Annotated in this window: 18 protein-coding genes; 9 read left to right on the top strand and 9 right to left on the bottom strand. The window is 60.2% G+C overall.

The window, feature by feature from the left end:
- From BW33_RS26040 to BW33_RS26000, 9 genes are all read right to left on the bottom strand, one after another.
- Entirely contained in the window at window positions 1–1,461 is a 1,461-nt protein-coding gene (locus BW33_RS26040) for an efflux transporter outer membrane subunit (RefSeq protein WP_047602209.1), read from the bottom strand.
- The gene (locus tag BW33_RS26035) at window positions 1,458–4,565 is read right to left on the bottom strand and encodes an efflux RND transporter permease subunit (protein WP_047602208.1); all 3,108 of its coding nucleotides are present in this window, start codon (window positions 4,563–4,565) and stop codon (window positions 1,458–1,460) included. The genes BW33_RS26040 and BW33_RS26035 overlap by 4 nt, the downstream gene beginning before the upstream one ends.
- A 142-nt stretch (window positions 4,566–4,707) precedes the next feature.
- Window positions 4,708–7,809 carry an MdtB/MuxB family multidrug efflux RND transporter permease subunit gene (locus tag BW33_RS26030; protein ID WP_047602206.1) on the bottom strand — a complete coding sequence of 1,034 codons (3,102 nt, stop codon included), beginning with the start codon at window positions 7,807–7,809 and terminating at the stop codon, window positions 4,708–4,710.
- Window positions 7,806–9,113 (bottom strand): MdtA/MuxA family multidrug efflux RND transporter periplasmic adaptor subunit, encoded by a 1,308-nt coding sequence (locus BW33_RS26025; protein WP_047602205.1) that lies wholly within the window; start codon window positions 9,111–9,113, stop codon window positions 7,806–7,808. Before BW33_RS26025 ends, BW33_RS26030 begins: the two co-directional genes overlap by 4 nt.
- Window positions 9,114–9,288: 175 nt before the next feature.
- Window positions 9,289–9,789, bottom strand: coding sequence for a thiol peroxidase (gene tpx, locus BW33_RS26020; RefSeq protein ID WP_047602204.1), 501 nt, complete (start codon window positions 9,787–9,789; stop codon window positions 9,289–9,291).
- Between the two features lie 229 nt (window positions 9,790–10,018).
- The gene (locus BW33_RS26015) at window positions 10,019–10,483 is read right to left on the bottom strand and encodes a hypothetical protein (RefSeq protein ID WP_236645243.1); all 465 of its coding nucleotides are present in this window, start codon (window positions 10,481–10,483) and stop codon (window positions 10,019–10,021) included.
- Window positions 10,470–11,168 carry a hypothetical protein gene (locus BW33_RS26010; protein ID WP_047602202.1) on the bottom strand — a complete coding sequence of 233 codons (699 nt, stop codon included), beginning with the start codon at window positions 11,166–11,168 and terminating at the stop codon, window positions 10,470–10,472. The genes BW33_RS26015 and BW33_RS26010 overlap by 14 nt, the downstream gene beginning before the upstream one ends.
- Window positions 11,168–11,671 (bottom strand): PAAR domain-containing protein, encoded by a 504-nt coding sequence (locus BW33_RS28730; RefSeq protein WP_081794269.1) that lies wholly within the window; start codon window positions 11,669–11,671, stop codon window positions 11,168–11,170. Before BW33_RS28730 ends, BW33_RS26010 begins: the two co-directional genes overlap by 1 nt.
- Window positions 11,672–11,919: 248 nt before the next feature.
- A complete protein-coding gene (locus BW33_RS26000) occupies window positions 11,920–12,288 on the bottom strand; it encodes a DUF6124 family protein (RefSeq protein WP_047602198.1) in 369 nt (122 codons plus the stop codon).
- 557 nt (window positions 12,289–12,845) lie between these two features.
- On the opposite strand from BW33_RS26000, the gene BW33_RS25995 reads away from it, so the two are divergent.
- The 9 genes from BW33_RS25995 (at window position 12,846) to BW33_RS25955 (ending at window position 21,704) form a co-directional block, all read left to right on the top strand.
- Window positions 12,846–13,271, top strand: coding sequence for a YciI family protein (locus BW33_RS25995; RefSeq protein ID WP_047602197.1), 426 nt, complete (start codon window positions 12,846–12,848; stop codon window positions 13,269–13,271).
- A gap of 310 nt (window positions 13,272–13,581) precedes the next feature.
- Complete coding sequence (locus BW33_RS25990; RefSeq protein WP_047602196.1) at window positions 13,582–14,373, top strand: hypothetical protein; 792 nt, start codon at window positions 13,582–13,584, stop codon at window positions 14,371–14,373.
- 10 nt (window positions 14,374–14,383) lie between these two features.
- Window positions 14,384–15,835 (top strand): DUF1254 domain-containing protein, encoded by a 1,452-nt coding sequence (locus BW33_RS25985; protein WP_047602195.1) that lies wholly within the window; start codon window positions 14,384–14,386, stop codon window positions 15,833–15,835.
- Window positions 15,836–15,848: 13 nt separating this feature from the next.
- Window positions 15,849–17,252, top strand: coding sequence for a DUF1254 domain-containing protein (locus BW33_RS25980; RefSeq protein WP_047602193.1), 1,404 nt, complete (start codon window positions 15,849–15,851; stop codon window positions 17,250–17,252).
- A gap of 12 nt (window positions 17,253–17,264) precedes the next feature.
- Complete coding sequence (locus BW33_RS25975) at window positions 17,265–18,215, top strand: SphA family protein (protein ID WP_047602192.1); 951 nt, start codon at window positions 17,265–17,267, stop codon at window positions 18,213–18,215.
- A gap of 22 nt (window positions 18,216–18,237) precedes the next feature.
- Entirely contained in the window at window positions 18,238–19,218 is a 981-nt protein-coding gene (locus tag BW33_RS25970) for an AAA family ATPase (RefSeq protein WP_047602190.1), read from the top strand.
- The gene (locus BW33_RS25965; RefSeq protein WP_047602188.1) at window positions 19,215–20,150 is read left to right on the top strand and encodes a DUF58 domain-containing protein; all 936 of its coding nucleotides are present in this window, start codon (window positions 19,215–19,217) and stop codon (window positions 20,148–20,150) included. Before BW33_RS25970 ends, BW33_RS25965 begins: the two co-directional genes overlap by 4 nt.
- Window positions 20,147–20,725, top strand: a complete 579-nt coding sequence (locus BW33_RS25960) for a DUF4381 domain-containing protein (protein WP_047602187.1) — start codon at window positions 20,147–20,149, stop codon at window positions 20,723–20,725. Before BW33_RS25965 ends, BW33_RS25960 begins: the two co-directional genes overlap by 4 nt.
- The gene (locus tag BW33_RS25955) at window positions 20,712–21,704 is read left to right on the top strand and encodes a vWA domain-containing protein (protein WP_047602185.1); all 993 of its coding nucleotides are present in this window, start codon (window positions 20,712–20,714) and stop codon (window positions 21,702–21,704) included. Before BW33_RS25960 ends, BW33_RS25955 begins: the two co-directional genes overlap by 14 nt.

The following is a 21,704-nucleotide window of genomic DNA, read 5'->3' as shown; positions in this document are numbered from 1 at the left end:
CTATTCGGCGGTCAGTTGTCCGTCCCAGCCGCCGCCCAGCGCAGCAATCAATTGCACGCTGGCAATCAGGCGACTCTGCAGGATATTCAGCACAGTGCGCTCGTTGCTCAGCGCCGTGGCCTGCACCACGACCACATCGATGTAAGCAATCAGCCCGGCCTTGTACTGATTCTGGGTCAGGCGCAGCGAGTCGCGCGCGGCATCCAGTGCTTCCTGACGCACCGCCGCCTCGTCTTCATACACCTTCAATTGCACCAGATAGTTTTCCACTTCACGGAAGCCGTCGAGCACCGTCTGGCGGTACTTGGCAACGGTCTGGTCATACACCGCCTCGGTCCGGTCAACCTCGGCCGAACGGATGCCACCGTCGAAGATCGGCAGATCCAGTTTCGGGCCGACCGACCAGAAACGGTTCGGTAGCGTTAAAAGATCTTTCGAGGTACTGCTGCTGTAGCCGCCGCTCATGCTCAAGCTCAGATCCGGGTAATACGCGGCTTTCGCTACGCCAATATTGGCGTTGGCGGCGATCACCGAGCGTTCCGCCGAGGCGATGTCCGGACGTCGCTCCAGCAACTGCGAAGGCAGGCTCAGGGGAATCTGCGGCAGGTTCGGAATATTCTGGGTTTCGGCGATGCTGAACTCGGCCGGCGCCTGCCCGGTGAGCACCGCGATGGCATTTTCAAACTGCGCGCGTTGCCAGATCAGGTCGACCAGATCGGCCTGGGTGGTTTTCAACTGGGTCTGCGCCTGCGCCACCGCATCGCGCCCGGAAATCCCCGCGCGGTACTGGTTCTGGGTCATTTGCAGGGATTTTTCGTAGGCCGCGACGGTGGCTTCGAGCAGACGCTTCTGCTGATCGATGACCCGCAGTTGCAGGTAGTTCTGCACCAGCTCCGACTGCTGGCTCAGGCGCATTGCGGCCAGGTCGGCAAAACTCGCCTGGGCGCTGGCCTGATCCGCTTCCAGGCCACGGCGCAACTTGCCCCAGATGTCCGCTTCCCAACTCACGCCCAATTGCGCGTTGTAGGTGTCGCGAATACCGCTGGCAGAACTGCTCAGGCTTGAACTGCTGCTGCCGGTGCCCTGGCTGGAACGGGTCTTGCCCACGCTCAAGTCAACGTTCGGGTAAAACGCCCCACGCGCACTGCGCACCAGGGCCTGGGCCTGACGGTACTGCGCTTCGGATTGCGCGACAGTCTGGTTGGAACGGTTGAGTTGCTCGATCAGGCCATTGAGTTGCTGATCGCCATACAACTCCCACCAGGCGCCGCGCGCCAGCGAGTCGCTCGGATTGGCCTGACGCCAGCCTTTGGCCTCTTTGTATTGCGCGACCTCGGCGGTCTGCGGACGCTGATAGTCCGGGCCGACGGCGCAGGCACTGAGCATCGCCACGCACAGTGACAGGCTCAACAGGCGCGAGCCGCGCGCAGTGGCCAGATTGAGAAGCGAACGGTCAGTCATAGCGGAGTTTCCAGAGCGGCGTCAGTACGCACGCCACGCCACTTGTTGAAGCGGTGGCGCAGCTTGTCGAGATAGAGGTAAACCACCGGGGTGGTGTAAAGGGTCAGTACCTGGCTGAAGATCAGGCCGCCGATGATGGTCAGGCCCAGCGGCTGGCGCATTTCTGCGCCTTCCGCGCGGCCGAGCAGCAACGGCAAGGCACCGAGGATTGCCGCCAGGGTGGTCATCAGAATCGGCCGCAACCGTTGCAGGCAGGCGCTGCGGATCGACTCCAGCGGCGACAGGCCGTGATGGCGTTCCAGTTGCAATGCCAGGTCGATCATCAGGATCGCGTTTTTCTTCACCACCCCGATCAGCAGGAACAATCCGAGCAGGGAGATCAGGCTGAACTCGCCGCCCAGTGCATAAATCGACAGCAATGCGCCGACACCGGCCGAGGGCAAGGTCGAAAGAATCGTCAACGGGTGAATGTAGCTTTCATACAGCACACCCAGCACCAGATACACCGCCAGCAGCGCACCAAGGATCATGAACGGCTGGCTCTTCTGCGTCGCGGCAAAGGCATCGGCGGTGCCGGCCATTTTCGCGATCACATCTTCCGGCAGACCGACCTTGGCAATCGCCCGTTCGATCGCGGCGCTGCCCTGCTCCACGGTCACGCCTTCGGCCATGTCAAACGCGATGCTTTCGGAGGCGAACTGGCCTTCGTGGCTGACGCGGTCGTCTTCCAGGCTGTTTTCGTAATGGGCGATGGTCGACAACGGAATCCGCGCACCATCCGCGGTAATCACCTGTACCTGATTGAGCGTCACCGGATCCTGCGCGTATTTCGGATTGACCTCCATCACCACCTGATACTGGTTGAGGCTGTCGTAGATCGTCGAAATCTGCCGCTGGCTGTAGGCGTTGTTCAACACCGCCGTGACCATGTTCATGTCGACTCCTAGGCGTTTGGCCTGATCGCGATCGACAATCAGCGTCACCTGCTGCGCGCCACGGCCCTCGCGGGCATCGATCGCCGTCAGCTCCGGCAGTGCGCGCAGCGCGGTAACGACTTTCGGATACCACTCGCGCAACGCCCCTAGATCGCCGCTTTGCAGGATGTAGCTGTATTGCGAGGTGGTCTGCTCGCGGCCACCGCCGAACTGCAGGTCCTGATCCGCCATCAGCATCAACTGGGCACCGGGCACCTTGGGCATTTCCTTGCGCAGGCGTTCGATGACTTTCTGCGCCGACAGGTTGCGTTCCTTGATCGGCTTCAGGCGTACCAGCATGAACGCGTTGTTGGTGCCGTTGGTGCCGCCGATGAACCCGGCGACGCTTTCCACTGCCTCGTCCTTGAGCACGGCGCGGCGGAAGGTTTCCATTTTCGGCTGCATCACGCTGAACGACAGACCATCGTCACCCCGCACGAAACCGATCAACTGGCCAGTGTCCTGCTGCGGCATGAACGTCTTCGGCACCACCACGTACAGGGCAACGTTGACCCCGACCGTGAGGATCAGGCTGAGCAGGGTCAGGCGGCGGTGGCGCAGCACCCAGTCGAGGCTGGTCGCATATTTGCCGACCATCCAGTCGTTGGCGCGGCGGCTCCAGCGTTGCAGGCGGTTTTCCTGGCCCGGCGTGTGCGGCTTGAGCCAGCGGGCGCAGAGCATCGGGGTCAGGGTCAGCGAGACCACCAGCGACACCACGATGGCTGCCGCCAGGGTGATGGAAAACTCGCGGAACAGGCTCTCGACAATCCCGCCCATGAACAGGATCGACAGGAACACTGCCACCAGCGACACGTTCATCGACAGCAAGGTGAAACCGACTTCCTTGGCCCCCAGGTAGGCAGCCTTCATCGGCTTGACGCCTTCGTCGATGTGCCGGGAAATGTTCTCCAGCACCACGATGGCATCGTCCACCACCAGCCCGGTCGCCAGAATCAGCGCCATCAGCGACAGGTTGTTCAGCGAAAAACCGTAGAGGTACATCACCGCAAAGGTGCCGACCAGCGACACCGGCACCGCCAGCGTCGGAATCAGCGAAGCGCGAAAGTTACCGAGAAACAGGAACACCACCAGAATCACCAGCGCCACGGCAATCAGCAGGGTCATTTCCGCTTCGTGCAACGTGGCCTTGATCACCGGCGAGCGATCCATCGCCAGGTTCAGTTTGACGCTGGCCGGCAGCACCGCTTGCAATGCCGGCAACTGCGCCTTGATCTCGTTGACCGTTTCGATGATGTTGGCGCCGGCCTGGCGGTTGATCACCAGCAACACCGCCGCGTCATCATTGAAGAAACCGCTGTTGTAGCGGTCTTCGACGCCGTCGCTGACCTTGGCCACGTCCTTCAGGCGCAGGGCCGCGCCGTTGTTGTAATGGATGATCAGCGATTCGTAATCCTTGGCCTTCTCCAACTGGTCGTTGGCCTGGATCTGCCACAGGCGTTCGCCGTCTTCGACCGAACCCTTGGGCCGGCGCACGTTGGCCCCGGCGATGGTCTTGCGCACATCGTCAAGCGCCACGCCGTACTGGTTCAGCGCCTGCGGTTCGAGCTCGATTCGCACCGCCGGCAGCGAGCTGCCGCCGATCTGCACCTCGCCCACGCCCTGCACCTGGGACAGGCTCTGCGAAAGGATGGTCGAGGCCAGGTCGTAGAGCTGGCCTTTTTCCAGCACGTCCGAAGTCAGCGATAGCACCATGATCGGTGCCTGCGACGGGTTGACCTTCTTGTAGGTCGGCATGCTGCGCATCCCGCTCGGCAACAGGTTGCGCGAAGCGTTGATGGCTGCCTGCACCTCGCGCGCCGCACCGTTGATGTCGCGGTCGAGGTCAAATTGCAGAATGACCCGGGTCGAGCCCTGGCTGGAACGGCTGCTCATGGTGTTGACGCCGGCAATCGCCCCGAACGAGCGCTCCAGCGGCGTCGCCACCGTGGACGCCATCACCTCGGGACTGGCGCCGGGCAGACTGGCCTGGACCACGATCACCGGGAAATCCATTTGTGGCAGCGGCGACACCGGCAACAGGCCGAAGCTGACCCCGCCCAGCAGCATGATCGCCAGACTGAGGAGCATGGTCGCGACCGGGCGCTTGATGAAAGGACCGGACAAGTTCATTGACCGCAATCCCCATCAACACACCTACCCACTGTGGGAGCGAGCCTGCTTGCGAATACGGTCTGACATTCAACCTTGATGGTGACTGATCCAGCGCTTTCGCGAGCAGGCTCGCTCCCACAGTGGATGAGGTGCTGCAAAGTCATACCACCACCTCTTCGCGGTCGGCATTGGTTTTGCCAAAACGCCGGCCGAGACGGTCGAAATACAGGTAGATCACCGGCGTGGTGAACAGGGTCAGTACCTGGCTCACCAGCAAGCCGCCGACCATCACCAGACCCAGTGGCTGACGCAACTCAGCCCCGGAACCGGTGGCGAGCATCAACGGCACCGCGCCGAACAGCGCCGCCAGAGTGGTCATCAGAATCGGCCGGAAGCGCAGCAGCGCCGCCTGATAGATCGCCTGCTCCGGCGCCATGCCCTGGGTGCGTTCGGCGTCGAGGGCGAAGTCGATCATCATGATCGCGTTTTTCTTGACGATACCGATCAACAGGATGATGCCGATGATCGCGATCATGCCCAGGTCATTGCCGCTGAGCAGCAACGCAAGCAAGGCGCCCACCGCCGCCGACGGCAAGGTCGAGAGAATGGTGATCGGGTGGATATAGCTCTCGTAGAGCACGCCGAGCACGATGTACATGGTCACCACCGCCGCCAGAATCAGCAGCAAGGTGCTCGACAGCGAGGCCTGGAACGCTTCGGCCGCCCCCTGGAACTGAGTCTGCACGCCAATCGGCATGCCGATGTCTTTCTGCACCTGTTCGATGATGTCCACCGCGTGCCCCAGCGCCACACCGGGCGCCAGGTTGAACGACATCATCACCGCCGGGAACTGGCCGATGTGGGTGATCGCCAGTTGTGCCTGACGCTCTTCGACATGGGCCAGACTCGACAGGCGCACCTGCGCGCCGTCCGTGGTCTTGACGTGAATCTGATCCAGCGCCGCCGGGCCGATCTTCTCCCCGGCCTGTGCCTGCAGTACCACACGGTACTGGCTGGCCTGGGTGTAAATGGTCGAGATCTGCCGCTGACCGAAGGCGTCATACAGCGCATCGGTAATGTTCTGCACCGAAACACCGAGGCGCGACGCCGCATCGCGGTCGATCACCAGATAGACCTGCAACCCCTTGTCCTGCAAGTCGCTGGCAACGTCGGTCAGCTCCGGACGCTGAGCCAGTGCCTCGACCAGACGCCCGCTCCACTGGCTGAGCAGTTCAGAATCCGGCGAGGACATGCTGAATTGGTACTGGGTACGGCTGACCCGATCCTCGATGGTCAAATCCTGCACCGGCTGCATGAACAGGCGGATGCCGACCAGTTTGTCCAGTTGCGGTTGCAGGCGCGCGATCACTTCGGTGGCGCTCAGGTCACGCTGACCATGCGGCTTGAGGTTGATCAGCAGGCGACCGCTGTTGAGCGTGGCGTTGTCGCCGTCGACGCCGATGTAGGACGACAGGCTCTCAACCGCCGGATCTTCGAGAATCACCTTGGCCAGCGCCTGCTGACGCTCGCCCATGGCCGCGAAGGAAATCGACTGCGGCGCTTCGGAAATGCCCTGGATCACCCCGGTGTCCTGCACCGGGAAAAAGCCCTTGGGCACCACCATATAAAGGAACACGGTCAGCGCCAGCGTACCGATAGCGACCAACAGGGTCAGCGGCTGGTGTTTGAGCACCCACTGCAACTTGCGCCCGTACGCAGCGATCATCCAGTCGATGACCGCGCCGCTGGCCCGGTAGAAGCGGCCCTGTTCATGCGCTTCCGGCTCGCGTTTGAGCAAGCGTGCGCACATCATCGGCGTCAGGGTCAGCGAGACCACCAGGGAAATCAGGATCGCTACCGCCAGAGTGATGGCGAACTCGCGGAACAGTCGCCCGACCACGTCAGCCATGAACAGCAGCGGAATCAGTACCGCGATCAGCGACAGGGTCAGCGAAATCAAAGTGAAACCGATCTGCCTGGCGCCTTTCAGCGCCGCCTGCATCGGGCTGTCGCCCTCCTCGATGAAGCGCGCGATGTTTTCCAGCATCACGATCGCGTCGTCGACCACGAAACCGGTGGCAATGGTCAGCGCCATCAAGGTCAGGTTGTTGACCGAGAAGCCGGCCAGGTACATCACGCCAAACGTACCGATCAGCGACAGCGGCACCGCCACCGACGGGATGATCGTCGCACTGGCACGCCGCAAAAACAGGAACGTCACCATCACCACCAACGCAATGGCGATCAGCAGTTCGTGCTGCACGTCGGTGACCGAGGCGCGGATGGTCTGGGTGCGGTCGGTGAGCACGGTCACGTCGAGGCCGGCCGGCAGGTTGTCGGTGATGCTCGGCAGCAACGCCTTGATCCGGTCGACCACTTCAATCACGTTGGCGCCTGGCTGACGCTGGATATTGAGCAACACGGCCTGATTCTGGTTGGCCCATGCGGCGAGACGCTCGTTCTCCGCGCCGTCGACGATTTCCGCCACATCCTTCAGACGCAGCGGCGCGCCGTTCTTGTAGGCGAGAATCAGGTTGGCGTAGTCCTTGGGCGACGTCAGCTGGTCGTTGGCGTCGAGCATCGAAACCCGGGTCGGGCCGTCGAAGTTACCTTTCGGCTGGTTGACGTTGGAGGCGCCAATCAGGGTGCGCACGTCTTCAAGGTTCAGGCTGTTCGCCGCGAGGGCTTCCGGGTTGACCTTGATCCGTACCGCCTGCCGCTGACCGCCGGCAATGCTGACCATGCCGACGCCGCTGATCTGCGCGATCTTCTGCGCCATGCGCGTGTCGACCAGGTCATTGAGCTTGGGCAGGAGCATGGTTTTCGAGGTGATCGCCAGAGTCAGCACCGGGGTATCCGCCGGGTTGACCTTGTTGTACACCGGCGGCGCCGGCAAGTCGGTCGGCAGCAGATTGGTCGCGGCGTTGATCGCGGCTTGCACCTGCTGTTCGGCGACGTCCATGTTGATGTCGAGGCTGAAACGCAGGGTCAGCACCGAAGCGCCGCCGGAGCTGGTCGAAGCCATTTGCGTCAGGCCCGGCATCTGCCCGAACTGGCGTTCGAGCGGCGCGGTGACGGCACTGGTCATCACGTCCGGACTGGCGCCGGGGTACAGGGTCATGACGCGAATGGTCGGGTAATCGACCTGCGGCAATGCCGAGACCGGCAGCAGGCGATAGGCAATCAGGCCGGCCAGAACAATGGCCAGCATGCTCAGGGTGGTGGCTACCGGACGGAGGATGAACAGCCGCGAAATGTTCATGCGCCCTTCTTGGCCTTGTCAGCTGCGGCGGCGTCCGGCGCACTGGCGGCGGGTTTGCCCTGCAGGTGCCCGGTCGGGGTGGTCGGCACGTCATTGCTGTCGTTGACCACTTCCACTTCGCTGCCTTCCTTCAGGCGGTCGGTGCCTTCCAGCACCACGCGATCGCCCGCAGCGAGGCCTTCGGTGACCACGGTGTTGGTGCCGTCACTGGCGCCGATTTTCAGTTGGCGGATGGTGACTTTCCTGTCGCCGTCCAACGCGTAAACGAACGTGCCGTTAGTGCCGAACTGAATCGCCGCCGACGGTGCCAGCACCACGCCTTTCAGGGTGTCTGCCAGCAGGTGCACATTGACGAACTGATTGGGGAACAGCGACTGGTCGCGGTTATCGTAACGGGCCTTGAATTTCAGGGTGCCGGTGGCGACATCGATCTGGTTGTCGAGGCTTTGCAGCACACCGTTGGCCTGGATTCTGGTATCGCCGCGATCCCATGCCTCGGCCGGCAGTTTGGCGCCGCTGTGGTAGCGGGCCAATACGGTTTCGAGACTGTTTTCCGGCAAGGTGAAGACCACGCTGATCGGTTGGGTCTGAGTGATCACCGCAAGGAACGTGGTGTCGTTGGCGGCGACGAGGTTGCCGACGTCGACCTGACGCAGACCGACGCGACCGGCAATCGGTGCGCGGATCTTGGTGAATTCGAGATTGAGCTTGGCGTCGTTGACCGCCGCCTGATTGGTCTTGACCGTGCCCAGGTACTGGCCGACCAGTGCTTCGGCAGTGTCCAGCGTCTGCTTGGCGATACTGTCTTCCTTATACAGGCCACGATAACGCTCGACGTCGACCTGTGCGTTTTTCAACTGCGCCTGATTTTGCAGCAAGGTGCCTTCAGCCTGGAGCAAGGCGTTCTGGTACGGACGCGGATCGATCTCTGCCAGCAGGTCGCCGGCCTTGACCATCTGCCCTTCCTCGAAATTGATCTTCACCAGTTCACCGCCAACCCGGCTGCGCACGTTGATGGTGTTGAGCGCAGTCACCGTGCCCAGAGCCTTGTAATACAGCGGGAAGTCGCCCGTGACCGCCGGCGCTACTCGCACCGGAATCGGTCCCGCCGCGCCGCCGAAGCCCGGCCGCATCATCCCCGAACGTCCGGCATGGCCGCTCGCTGCCTTGTCGGCGCCCTCCTTGTGGGCCGAACCGGCGGGCCAGAATTTCCAGCACAATACGGCGATGACCAACAGGACGAGCAGGCTGATCAGCCAGCGACGGGAGTTGCGAGGGGACGATTGCATGGATTGATTAACCATTGGGCGCGTGGGCTTCTTTTACGGGAGGCTGAACGATAAGCACTGATGGGATTTAAGCAAAGCAGCTTTACCGGCAATTTACCTTCAACTTACGTTTCAAGGTGTGAGGCAAAACACTGATACACAAATGAAAACGGCCTGGACAGGGCCAGGCCGTTAACAATTGTAAAAGCGCTTATTTCAGAACGGCGAGTGCTGCGTCGTAGTTCGGCTCTTCAGCGATTTCCTTGACCAGTTCACTGTGCAGAACGTTGTCGTTCTCGTCCAGAACCACCACGGCACGGGCGGTCAGGCCTTTGAGCGGGCCGTCAGCGATGGCTACGCCGTAGTTTTCGCTGAATTCGGCACCGCGCAGGGTCGACAGGTTCTGCACGTTTTCCAGGCCTTCGGCACCGCAGAAACGGGCCTGGGCGAATGGCAGGTCAGCCGAGATGCACAGCACCACGGTGTTGTTCAGTTCGTTGGCCTGAGCGTTGAACTTGCGCACGGAGGTGGCGCAGGTCGGGGTGTCGACGCTTGGGAAGATGTTCAGCACTTTGCGCTTGCCGGCGAAGCTCGCCAGGGTGACGTCGGACAGATTGCCGGCAACCAGGGAAAAGGCTGGCGCCTTGGAACCGGCTTGTGGCAACTGGCCGTTTACTTGAACCGGGTTGCCTTTGAGGGTGACTTGAGCCATGACTTTAGTCCTTCTTAACGTGGTTATTGAGCATGCAAGAGGCCGAAGTTAACCACGAAATTGTCCGACGACCTATGCCCTGCATGAAAATTGTCAGGGGCCTGTGCAAAAAATTGTATACAACCCAAGCCTCCTGGTAGGAGCTGCCGCAGGCTGCGATCTTTTGACTTTATCTTTTCATCAAGATCAAAAGACCGCAGCTTCGTTTCACCGACAGCTAAAAGATTGGTCAGTCGGGCATGGATCGGATGATGTCGGCTAGATCATCCTTGGTTATTTCATTGGCCTTGATCGCAGCGGCAATATCGGTTTTGGAGAGCGGAAACCGTTTGAAAATTTCTTTCAAGGTTTCCTCATCAACATTGGCCAGCCAGAGCGGGTCTATAAATGAACCGCCATACTCAGGCTTCATGGGTACTTCTTCGTGTGCAATTGCACCCTTATGATTGAGATACACCACATAACGGTCGTGCCCTTCAGGAAAGCTTTTATCGTGATAAAGGGTAGTACCCAAAGGCAGGACATAGTAATTCTCGTCGCCATTTGGCCCTTCAATCAGCAACGGTTCTTTAGTTTTGATCATTTTCATATTGTGCCCCTTCGCAATATCGCCAAAAATCAGAAAAGCCAAAAAAATCGCATTGACGGATAAAACTGCCACCAGCCATAGGCCAAGACGTCTATTTGTAAACATTTTTCTTATCATAGGGGGCCTCGGTATTCGCTTCGAGCATGGCTTGTAAATCCGCAGGCATGAAAATACCGTCCTTCGGACTACTTTGCGTACGCGCTGCCTGTCTTTCGATGAAAGAAAGACCTCGCATCTCATTGAATTTCGCCGGGTTCTGCACAATTGACTTTCCCGAAACCTTTGCTCCTGCGATTGTCACGGTTGTGCAGTTATTCGTGGTCGGATGATAGTTCGATGGCAAGACATACCGAGCTGATGAGGCAGTCTTTTTTCGCTGTTCTTTTTGCTGGGCGACAATACCGTCGAAATGAGCGATCACAGCCTCGGCTTTTGCATTTTCCAAAAAATAAACAAAACCTGTTGTTGTACGCCCCAAACTGTTTTCACCAGAGATATACGCTTTGAAGGACGTCCAGACGTTCAACACGCCTTCGCCCTCGCTATCGAACGTGCCCCAGGTTTTTCCATAGCGACCAAAGTCATAAGTAATGTCTTTGCTACCGACCACTACGTGTAAAGCCGCGTGCCCGAAAGGATGCTCTTCTTTATCGCGGGTGTAGGGACCACCCACCAGCACTTCCATATACGCACCGGATACGACCACCTGATTGGTTTTTGTGGTTTTCCCTGGTGCGCCTGTATTTTTTGCTGCCTGGGTTGTGCTGGTAGTTTTAGTAGACTGAACCATTAAAGATATTCCGTATCTTCAAGTTTCGGAAACTTTATGCTGCAACTCCCCCTGGGAATATTTGCAACATGCACAAAGCCATTTTCGTCGAGGACGCCAGTCATCAAGGTTCCATCGGGAAGCGTCAATTCATACGGCTCGTTGGCTACAGGTTCATCTCTTTCATTAAGCAACTGAAACTCGACGAAAGTCTTTTCTTTCAGAAACTGCGAGAAGAAGCTGGCGGGAGCACTACCAGAATCACCGACGAAGGTGTCGGGTGACCCAGCAGTAATCGTCGCTCCACATGCCGTTTGGGAACCGACATGGGCAACGTCCTTTCCCAACCCAAAAACATGGGGGGCGCCCGTTGTTATGGGATTACTGCCGTGAATCGGGCAGGAATAGATATCTCCTACCAAAGCTACGGGAGTCGAGTTAACAAAAATAGGACTTGATCCAGTGCTGATATTTCCACCATGACTACCTGGATCTCCGAGCCTTGCGACTGGCTTTCCTGCCATCGTTTCTCTCCATTGAATATCACGACCTGCGGATGTTACCCGATCTTGTTTTGGAAAACAGGGTATCCATGTCACCTGCGAACTGGATAGAAAATACGACCGGCTAGAGTCTTTTTTGGTTGGTCGTTGACCGTTCCAACGCGCGGTAAAGGAATGTAACAAGAGAGCTCTGTGCGCCAACTCACGAATCTGACGCAGAGCCTCAAGGGCTGCATTGCTTTGCTGCGCGCGGGAAGGGTCATGATCAATCAGTCTTTAAGTTCTACGTGATCCAGTGCTTGATTTACCGCTAACTCCCCCAGCATGACGACCTGAGCAATGCCCAGTGCTGTTTTGCGCTGGGAGGTTTCCAGCGAGGCAGCGAAGTTGATGAGCATCTCGCTGGCCGAGCCGAGTGTTTCGCTGGCGTTGGCTAGAAGAGATTCGGTGTTGTACTTGGGATTGGCGAGGTACATGGATTCCGGTTCGTTGGCGCTAGACATGATACGGGCGGCGGGATTGAGGTAGTAGTCGAGGGCGCGGTCGGCGGCTTCGTGGAGTTTTTTACTGTCGACTGAGGCGTAAGGGGTTGTGGTGTCGGCGCCTGATTCTGGGGGGTTAAGTGTTGGTTTTTTCATGGTGTAACTCCACTGAATAGTCGGAGCTGCCCCCTTCGGTTTCCGGACGAAGAGGTGGCAGCTGTACGCAGGTTGGAAACCCGGGCAGCGGCGACCCGGACGACCCGAAGGTCCCCCGCGCACAGCCGCCATAACGGAGTGCACACATTCGAAGTGCGCAAGGATACGTTATGAAAGGCGTGTACGCGCCACTAATACCCATCGGGGTTTCCAGTCCCGGTCGCTGAATTGGCAGCGACGAACACAGGCTAGAGACCCGACGTCCGACGGACAACCTGAAAACCTTGTGGGAACGTTCCGCAAAATCGAAACAACTTTTAAACATCCTGAATTGAAATATGCACGGGGAGCTGCCGAAGGCTGCAGTCTTTTGATGTTGGTTTTTAACGACAGGAGCAAAAGATCGCAGCTTGCGGCAGCTCCTGCATTGGCAGTTGCAGCATGTCGGGATGCATTTGTTAAAGCGCAGCTTTGCGTCTTTTATTCAGACACCTGTCGATTCATGCGCGGCCCATTCGACTAAACCATGAATCCCCCCATTCCCTGGAGAAACCACCATGCGATTCATGATCCTTGTCAAAGCCAGCGCCGACTCCGAAGCCGGCATCATGCCCAGCGAAGAACTGATCACCGCCATGGGTAACTTCAACGAAGAACTGGTCAAGGCCGGCATCCTCATCGACGGCAATGGCCTGCACCCGAGCAGCAAAGGCGTCCGCGTGCATTTCTCCGGCGCCCAGCGCAGCGTCATCGACGGCCCGTTCATCGAGACCAAGGAGCTGGTGGCCGGGTACTGGATCTGGGAAGTCAAATCGAAGGAAGAAGCCATCGAATGGGTCAAGCGCTGCCCGAACCCGATGCCGGGCGACTCTGATATCGAAATACGGCAGATATTCTCCGCCGAGGATTTCGGTGCCGAATTCACGCCTGAGGCGCGGGCGCAGGAAGAACGCGTTCGCGAGCAAGCGAAGAAAAACCTGTAATCCCTGCCCCCTGTAGGAGCTGCCAAAGGCTGCGATCTTTTGATCTGGCTTTTAAAAAATCAAAGTCAAAAGATCGTCCGATCGCGGCCCGAGCCTGCGGCAGCTCCTACACGGGCGTAAAGATTCAGCGCCCACCTTTAGTGTGACTCTGTAGACAGAACCAAAGAATTAAACCCTTCGACTGGCTAACTCCCCATTAGCTGCTAGCGTCATTCAGACGTGTCCTACAGGCTTGATAAGAAAGGGAATACGTCCAACGGCCGAGAAGTGCCGGGACCTCCACGCAGTAGCCACCAGGGAAACGGGGATCATGTCGGAAAAATTGGGGATTCACGCCTTGCTGCTGGCGATTTCGCTGGTGCCTGTGGTTTGTGCCTTTGCGAATAACGCCGAAGAGGCCAACAAAAGCAACAATCCGCTGAACCTGGCGCCCGGCGCCAACCTGCAGGATTACTACACGCCCAAGCTGTTCGACAGCAATCTGCACACCAATGATGCGTTGCTGCGCGGCACTTTGCCGATTGCGCCCAACGATTTCATCGGCGTACCGCAATTGCTGCGCGCAACGATGCCGATCAGTACCCGCCCCGATCCGCGCGGCGGCTACAGCACCGGCATCGGCGATCTCAATCTGTTCGACATCTTTCTGCTCAAGACCGACGGCGTGCAGTTGGGCATCGGCCCGCAGGTCACTGCGCCGACCGCCGCCGAGGATGAACTGGGCACCGGCAAGTGGCAGGCCGGCCTTGCGGCGGTGGCGATCGATTCGTCACCGCGCGGCCTGCTCGGTGCGCTGGTGCAGTACCAGAGCTCGTTCGCCGGCGACCAGGACCGAGCGCATGTCGAAACCGCAACCCTGCAGCCCTTCATCATTCATAACCTCGACAAGGGCTGGTACCTGCGCTCTACCGGCACCTGGACGTTCGACCTGAAGAACAACACTCACTACATCCCGATCGGGCTGGGTGCGGGCAAGGTCTGGAAGTCCGGCAGCAATATTCTCAACGCCTTCCTCGAACCGCAGTGGACCGTCGAACGCAAAGGCGATGGTGTGCCGCAGTTCACCCTGTTCGCCGGGATCAACGTGACATTCGGAAAATAAGGACATCGCCATGCACATCGCTTTACGCGCCGCCGGTTTCAGCCTGATGACTCTGTTCGCCAGCTGCGGCGTCGGTGCTCAGGAGCTCGACACCCGTATCGGCAAAATCGCCATGGAAGGCGAACTGCCGGCCCATGAGTCGATTGCCAAACTCTACGCCGAACTGGATTTCCAGCAGGCGACGCAGAGTTACCTGTGGGCCTTGCCGCTGGTGTCCTACGCGCAGTGGCAGGAAGAATTTCGCGACAAGCTCGGCGCGCGCAGCGGCGATCTTATGGTGCTCGACAGCTACGAAGACAAGCTCGGCGTGATCACCGCCAACGCCACCACGCCGTACATTCTCGGCTTCGTCGACCTCAGCGAAACCGGGCCGCTGGTGATTGAACTGCCACCGGGACCGACCGCCGGCGGCATTGGCGATTTCTGGCAGCGGGCGATCATCGACATGGGCCAGACCGGTCCGGACAAAGGCCAGGGCGGCAAATACCTGGTGCTGCCACCGGGCGCGGAACCACCGGCCGATGCCGACAACTATTACCTGGCCAAATCGGAAACCATGAACGTGCTGGTGGGCTTCCGGGTGCTGGATCCGGATCCGGCCAAAGGCAAGGCGCTGGTCGAGAAATTCAAGATGTACCCGTACGCCAGGCGTGCCGAGCCGAGCAAGACCCGCCTGCTGTCGCCTGACGGTAAAAAGTGGTCGGGCACCCAACCGCGCGGCATCGCTTACTGGCAGCGGCTGCACCAGATCATCCAGAAAGAACCGGTCAATGAACGTGACCGCTTTTACATGGCGATGCTCGCCAGTCTCGGCATCGAGAAAGACAAACCCTTCAACCCCAACACCCAGCAGCGTCAGGCCCTGGAATCCGGCGCGCAGGTGGGTGAGCTGATTGCCAAGGCCAACACCTTTGCCAAGCGCTTCCCCGAGGCGCAGTACTGGCCCGACCGGCATTGGGACACGGTGCTGAACATCGCAGAACCGTCGCAACGCGTGGCCTATTACGACCAGTTGTGGGAGCGCAGCGCCTGGTTCTATGAAGCGGTGACCAACACCAAAGGCATGGTCTCCAAGACCCCGGGGCTCGGCCAGACCTATCTTGGCGCCTACACCGACGCCAAGGGCGACTGGCTCGACGGCGGCAAGACCTATCGCCTGCACGTCGGCGCCAACCCGCCGGCCAAGCAGTTCTGGTCGATGACCGTGTACGACATCGACAGCCGTTGCCTGATCGACAATCCGCAGCGCAAGGCCGACCTGTCCTCGCGCCAGGATCTGAAGAAAAACGCCGATGGCTCGGTGGACCTGTACTTCGGCCCAAGCGCACCCAAAGGCTTCGAAAACAACTGGGTGCAAACCGTGCCCGGCAAGCACTGGTTCAGCTACTTCCGCCTGTACGCGCCGACCGAAGCCTATTTCGACAAGAGCTGGAAACTCGACGACATCACGGTCGTGCAATGAATAAGGACGCCGCATGAACACACGCAATCTATGGCTGACCGGCCTGACCCTCGCCTTGAGCAGCAACGCCTGGGCCGATTTCAGCGCCAGCCCCGAAGAAGCCCGAGGCATCGCCAGGGAAGCCTGGCTCTATGGCTTCCCGGTAGTGGAAATGTACAAGACCCTGTACACCCAGGCCGTGGACAGCAAGAGTCCGAACTTCAAGGCACCGTTCAACCAGATCGGTAACACCGCCAAGGCCTTCACCGCCAAAGACACCGCGTTCGTCACGCCGAACGCCGACACGCCCTACTCGTTCGTCTGGATGGATTTGCGCAGCGAACCGCTGATCCTGACCTTGCCGCCGATCGAAGAACACCGTTACTACTCAGTGCAACTGATCGACGCCTACACGCAGAACTTCGCTTACCTGGGCACTCGCAGCACCGGTAATAACGGTGGCCATTTCATGATCGCCGGGCCTGACTGGAAAGGTCAGCAACCGATCAACATCGACCGCCTGGTGCGCAGCGAAAGCAACATCGCCTACGCGCTGTACCGCACGCAGCTGTTCGACGAGAAGGATCTGGGCAAGGTCAAGCAGATCCAGAAAGGCTACAAGGTCGAGCCGCTGAGCCACTACGTGAAACAGAAGGCCCCGGCGCCGGCACCGAAAGTCAGTTGGCCGAAACCGACGCCGACCATGAGCGAAACCCCGGAGCTGTTCCGCTACCTGAACTTCATGCTCGCCTTCACCCCGCCGCAGGACGTCGAAAAAGACCTGCTCGCACGCTTCGCCAGGATCGGCATCGGCGCCGGTCAGCCATTCGACCTGAAAAAGCTTGGCGCCGAGCAACGCAAGGCCCTCGAAGACGGCATCAGTGACGCCAAGGCTGAATTCGCCGCGTTCAAGAAAGACAAGGTCGATACGCACGAAATCAGCAGCGGTGATCTGTTCGGCACCCGCGATCACCTCAAGGGCAATTATCTGTATCGCTACGCCGGCGCCAACATGGGCATCTTCGGCAACTCTGCCGAAGAGGCGAACTACATCGGCTATTTCGTCGACAAGGACGGCCAGCCGGCCGACGCAGCGAAACACGACTACACCCTGCATTTCGACAAAGGCGCCCTGCCCCCGGCCGACGCCTTCTGGTCGCTGACCCTGTACGACGGCAAGAGCAAATTGCTGGTGGCCAACCCACTCAATCGCTACCTGATCAACTCGCGGATGCTGCCCGACTTGAAGCTAGATGCCGACGGCGGACTGACCCTCTACGTGCAGCACAAAAATCCTGGCAAGGACAAGCAGGCCAACTGGCTGCCGGCACCGAACGGGCCGTTCTACGGCGTGTTGCGTCTGTACCTGCCGAAGCCGGAAGTGGCCAGCGGCGAATGGAAGATGCCGCTGCTCAACCCGGTCAACTCAAAACAATAAACGGAGCCAGTGATGGTCAAGCCTTACGTTGTGCGTCCGCTGCTGGCGCTGTGCATGATCGGCAGTACTCAACTCTATGCAGCTGAAGGTGGCGTGGGCCGGCCGATCACCGGGCAACAGGTGTATTCCAACGCCGGGATCATCCCGCCCGAACCGGGCTGGGTAGTCTCGGTCACCAGCATCTGGTACGACGGATCGCTAAAAGGCAGTCGCGGCGCGCCGATTTCCGGTGAAGTCAGTGCAGGGATCGACATGAAAGTGTCCTACACCATGACCAACCTGACGCACATCTGGGACACCGGCAAAGGCCCATGGAACTTCGCCTCGGCAATCGGTGTTCCTGTGCAGTACACCGACATAGACGCGGCCATCACCGGACCGCGCGGACGCACCCTCGGCACCAGCGATTCCGGGACCCAGTTCGCCGACGCGTTGGTCACTCCGATTGCCGCCGGCTACCACTTCGACGAGTTGAACCACATCGCGTTCTCCCTGCCGATCTACGTGCCGACCGGCGCCTACAACGACAATCGCCTGGCCAACCCGGGGCAGAACAATTACACGTTCATGCCCACCGTGGCCTTCACCCATCTGGACGGCAAGGGTGGTGAATTCACCCTGTCCAGTGGACTGGAGTTCTACACCGAAAACACCGCCACCGATTACCGCAACGGCAACATCTTCACCCTCGATGCCTTGTGGACTCACGGCTTCGGCAGTGGTTGGAGCGCCGGTCTGGCGGCCGGCTATATCCAGCAAGTCACCGACGACAAGGGGCAGACCGCCGACAGCCTGAATGGCTTCCGTGGCCGCTCGGTCGGCGCCGGGCCGGTGGTCGCCTGGGCCGGAAAATTCGCCGACGCCCAGGCCAACATCAGTGCGCGCTGGGTGCCGGAGTTCGACACCAAGAACCGCCCCGAAGGCAACGGGATTGCCGTCAACATGACTCTGGCGTTTTTCTAGACCGGCCCCAAAGGACTGTCCCATGACCACACTCACCGACCTCAACGCCCTGCAAGCGAGCATCGCCGAAGCCGTACTCGGCCAGGATCAGGTCATTCGGCAGATCCTCCTTGGCCTGCTGGCCAACGGACACTTGCTGCTGGAAAGCCTGCCGGGGCTGGCCAAGACGCGCACGGTCAAGGCGTTGGCCACGCATCTGGACGCGAAGATGAGCCGCATCCAGTTCACCCCCGACTTGCTGCCCTCGGACATCACCGGCGCCGAAGTGCTGCATCAGGTCGCCGGGCAAAACGAGATCCGCTTCCAGCCAGGCCCGCTGTTCGGCAATCTGATCCTCGCCGACGAGATCAACCGCGCCCCGGCCAAAGTGCAGGCGGCGCTGCTGGAAGCCATGGAAGAACGGCAGATTACCGTGGCCGGCACCAGTCACCTGCTGCCGGAACTGTTCATTGTGGTCGCCACGCAAAACCCGATCGAGCAGGAAGGCACTTATCCGTTGCCTGAAGCGCAGATGGACCGGTTCCTGATGAAGGTGCTGCTGGATTACCCCAGCGCCGACAACGAAAGCCAGGTGCTGCGTCTGTTGCGCGCCGAAGAGTTTGCCCAGGGCGCGAACACCGCGCCGGGCAAGGGCTTCAGCCTGTCACAGGAAGTGATCTTCGAGGCGCGCAAGGAGGTCAGCGCGGTGCATGTGTCGCCGGCCATCGACCGCTACCTGATCGACCTGATCAACGCCACTCGCCACCCGGCCGATTACGACGGAGACCTCGGACGCTGGATCAGCATTGGTGCCAGTCCCCGTGGCGGCATCGGCCTGGATCGTTGCGCGCGGGCTGATGCGTGGTTGCAGGGCCAGGATTTCGTCTCGCCGGACAACGTGCGCGCCGTGGTGCATCCGGTGCTGCGCCATCGCCTGCAATTGAGCTACGACGCGGTCGCGGATGGCGTGACTGCCGATCAGGTGCTCGACCGTTTGTTGGACAAAGTGGCGATTCCGGCATGAACACGGAGGGTCTGGTCTACGTCTCTCTGGCGCAATTGATGGCGCTGGAGTTCAAGGCCCGTGACCTGAGTTTTCTGGCGCGCCAACCCCAGGGCAGCATCCTCGCCGGCAACCATGCCTCGCGCCTGCGTGGCCGTGGCTTGAACTTCGATGAGTTGCGCCGCTATCAAACCGGCGATGATTTACGCCACCTCGACTGGCGCGCCTCGCTGCGCACCGGCAAACCGGTGGTACGCACGTTTACTGAAGAACGCGATCGCCCGGCATTGATCGTGGTCGATCAGCGCATGTCGATGTTCTTCGGCTCGCAACGCAGTTTCAAGTCCGCCCTCGCCGCAGAACTCGGCGCACTGGCAGCGTGGATGGTGTTCAACGCCGGTGACCGGGTCGGCGGTCTGGTGTTCAACGATCAGCGCATCGACAGCATCGCGCCGTTGCGCAGCCGCAAGCGGGTCGAAGCCCTGCTCAGCCGCGTGGCGCAACAGAATCAGGCGCTGAACGCGGGCAATCCTGACGCCGAAGACGAGGATCAATTGGACAAGGCCTTGCAGCGCTGCCTGGCGCTGGCCGGTCACGACCATTTGATCTGCATCGTCAGCGACTTCGCCGGAGCCGGTGAACGTACCTTGCAATTGATGCGGCAACTGCGCGCGCATAACGACGTGATCGCCCTGCAAGTCTACGATCCACTGGCCTTGAAGCTGCCGAGCGATGGCCGGCTGCTGGTCACCCAAGGCCAATTGCAGGTGGAACTGGCTGTCGAGAAACGCAGCGTGCACCAGCCATTGGGCGATTACCTCGGTGGCCGGCTCAAGGACGTCGCCATGCTGCTGCGTCGCAGTCAGGTGCCGCTGATGATGTTCAGCACCGCCGAAGAGGCCCGCGCGCAATTGCGCGCCGAGCTTGGCAAGTCTGCCGGCCCACGGCGATGAATCCGAACATCCCCGACATCAGTCAGCTCAAGGAGCTGAGCCTGCCGGCGCCGGTGAGTTATGCGCCGCAGACCTGGGGCTGGTGGCTGTTGCTCGCGCTATTGGTTGTGCTGGCGTTGATTGTTGGCGTGCGGCGTTATGTGCAATGGCGACGGGATCAGTATCGGCGCGAAGCGCTGGTGCGGCTGGCGCAGTTGCGTGAGCGCAGTGATGATCTCAATGCCCTGCGCGAGTTGCCCGAACTGCTCAAACGCGTGGCGCTCTCGATGCCCTTGAAACACTGCCCTGTAGGAGCTGCCGAAGGCTGCGATCTTTTGATCTTGTTGTTTAAAGGCAACGTCAAAAGATCGCAGCCTTCGGCAGCTCCTACAGGGGTGGCGGCGTTGGGGAGATCGGACTGGCAGGCGTTTTTGCAGCAACACAGCAAGAAACCTCTACCGGCCAATTTCAGCGCACAACTCGCCCAGCTCGCCTACGCCCCCGACGCCACCCTGCGTGCCCTCCCCGTCGAACAGCGCCAGGCGCTGTTCGACACCTGCCAACATTGGGTGGAGCAACACCATGTGGCAGCTTGATTACCCGTGGCTGCTGCTCCTGCTGCCGCTGCCGTGGCTGACCTTGCGTTATCTGCCGGCGTATCAGGAAGCGCGCAGCGCCGTGCGCGTGCCGTTTTTCGGCGCCATGAGCCGCGCCGTCGGGGAAGCGCCGAGCCAGGTCGGCAACCGTCAGAACCCCTGGCAACTGCTGCTGAACCTGCTGGTCTGGGCGCTGATCCTGCTCGCCGCCGCGCGCCCGGTGTTCGTCGAAAAAACCATCGAACGCCAGCAACCGGTACGCGACCTGATGCTCGCCATCGACATCTCGCAGTCGATGGAAACCGAAGATTTCAGCAATGCCAATGGCCAGAAAATCAATCGTCTCGCCGCCGTCAAACAGGTCGTGCAAGGCTTCATCGACAAGCGCATTGACGACCGCATCGGTCTGATCGTGTTCGGCAGCGGCGCCTATCCGCAGGCGCCGCTGACCCTCGATCACGCCAGCCTTGCGCTGTTGTTGGCCGACACCGGCATCGGCATGGCCGGGCCGAACACCGCCATCGGTGATGCCATCGGTTTGAGCCTGAAGCTGCTCGACCAGGCGCACGAACAGCAAAAGGTGCTGATCCTGCTGACTGACGGCAACGACACCAGCAGCGCGATCACCCCCGATCACGCCGCGGAAATGGCCGCCAACAAGGGCGTGGTCATTCACACCATCGGCATCGGCGACCCGACGGCGTCCGGCGAGGCGCAGGTCAATCTGCGCGGGCTGCAACAGATCGCCCAGACCACTGGCGGGCAGTTCTTCCGCGCCGAAGATCGTACGGCGCTGGATCAGGTCTACAGCACCCTCGACCGCCTCACGCCGCATCAGGTGAAAACCCTCAGCCATCAGCCACAACGCGAGTTGTTCCATTGGCCGTTGGGCACGGCACTGGGGTTGTTGGCGCTGTATCACCTCGGCGCCGTGCTGCGCCCGCGCCTGGCACTTGCCCGCCAGCGGCAGGAGGCCTGA

This window comes from Pseudomonas sp. RIT288, assembly GCF_000631985.1.
Taxonomy (GTDB): Bacteria; Pseudomonadota; Gammaproteobacteria; order Pseudomonadales; family Pseudomonadaceae; genus Aquipseudomonas.
This window is presented reverse-complemented; position numbering and strand designations above follow the sequence as displayed.

What these genes read in the sequence shown, in the direction of transcription:
- BW33_RS26040 (WP_047602209.1), bottom strand. Translation starts at nt 1,461, where the DNA reads ATGACTGACCGTTCGCTTCTCAATCTGGCCACTGCGCGCGGCTCGCGC.
- BW33_RS26035 (WP_047602208.1), bottom strand. Translation starts at nt 4,565, where the DNA reads ATGAACTTGTCCGGTCCTTTCATCAAGCGCCCGGTCGCGACCATGCTC.
- BW33_RS26030 (WP_047602206.1), bottom strand. Translation starts at nt 7,809, where the DNA reads ATGAACATTTCGCGGCTGTTCATCCTCCGTCCGGTAGCCACCACCCTG.
- BW33_RS26025 (WP_047602205.1), bottom strand. Translation starts at nt 9,113, where the DNA reads ATGGTTAATCAATCCATGCAATCGTCCCCTCGCAACTCCCGTCGCTGG.
- tpx (WP_047602204.1), bottom strand. Translation starts at nt 9,789, where the DNA reads ATGGCTCAAGTCACCCTCAAAGGCAACCCGGTTCAAGTAAACGGCCAG.
- BW33_RS26015 (WP_236645243.1), bottom strand. Translation starts at nt 10,483, where the DNA reads ATGTTTACAAATAGACGTCTTGGCCTATGGCTGGTGGCAGTTTTATCC.
- BW33_RS26010 (WP_047602202.1), bottom strand. Translation starts at nt 11,168, where the DNA reads ATGGTTCAGTCTACTAAAACTACCAGCACAACCCAGGCAGCAAAAAAT.
- BW33_RS28730 (WP_081794269.1), bottom strand. Translation starts at nt 11,671, where the DNA reads ATGGCAGGAAAGCCAGTCGCAAGGCTCGGAGATCCAGGTAGTCATGGT.
- BW33_RS26000 (WP_047602198.1), bottom strand. Translation starts at nt 12,288, where the DNA reads ATGAAAAAACCAACACTTAACCCCCCAGAATCAGGCGCCGACACCACA.
- BW33_RS25995 (WP_047602197.1), top strand. Translation starts at nt 12,846, where the DNA reads ATGCGATTCATGATCCTTGTCAAAGCCAGCGCCGACTCCGAAGCCGGC.
- BW33_RS25990 (WP_047602196.1), top strand. Translation starts at nt 13,582, where the DNA reads ATGTCGGAAAAATTGGGGATTCACGCCTTGCTGCTGGCGATTTCGCTG.
- BW33_RS25985 (WP_047602195.1), top strand. Translation starts at nt 14,384, where the DNA reads ATGCACATCGCTTTACGCGCCGCCGGTTTCAGCCTGATGACTCTGTTC.
- BW33_RS25980 (WP_047602193.1), top strand. Translation starts at nt 15,849, where the DNA reads ATGAACACACGCAATCTATGGCTGACCGGCCTGACCCTCGCCTTGAGC.
- BW33_RS25975 (WP_047602192.1), top strand. Translation starts at nt 17,265, where the DNA reads ATGGTCAAGCCTTACGTTGTGCGTCCGCTGCTGGCGCTGTGCATGATC.
- BW33_RS25970 (WP_047602190.1), top strand. Translation starts at nt 18,238, where the DNA reads ATGACCACACTCACCGACCTCAACGCCCTGCAAGCGAGCATCGCCGAA.
- BW33_RS25965 (WP_047602188.1), top strand. Translation starts at nt 19,215, where the DNA reads ATGAACACGGAGGGTCTGGTCTACGTCTCTCTGGCGCAATTGATGGCG.
- BW33_RS25960 (WP_047602187.1), top strand. Translation starts at nt 20,147, where the DNA reads ATGAATCCGAACATCCCCGACATCAGTCAGCTCAAGGAGCTGAGCCTG.
- BW33_RS25955 (WP_047602185.1), top strand. Translation starts at nt 20,712, where the DNA reads ATGTGGCAGCTTGATTACCCGTGGCTGCTGCTCCTGCTGCCGCTGCCG.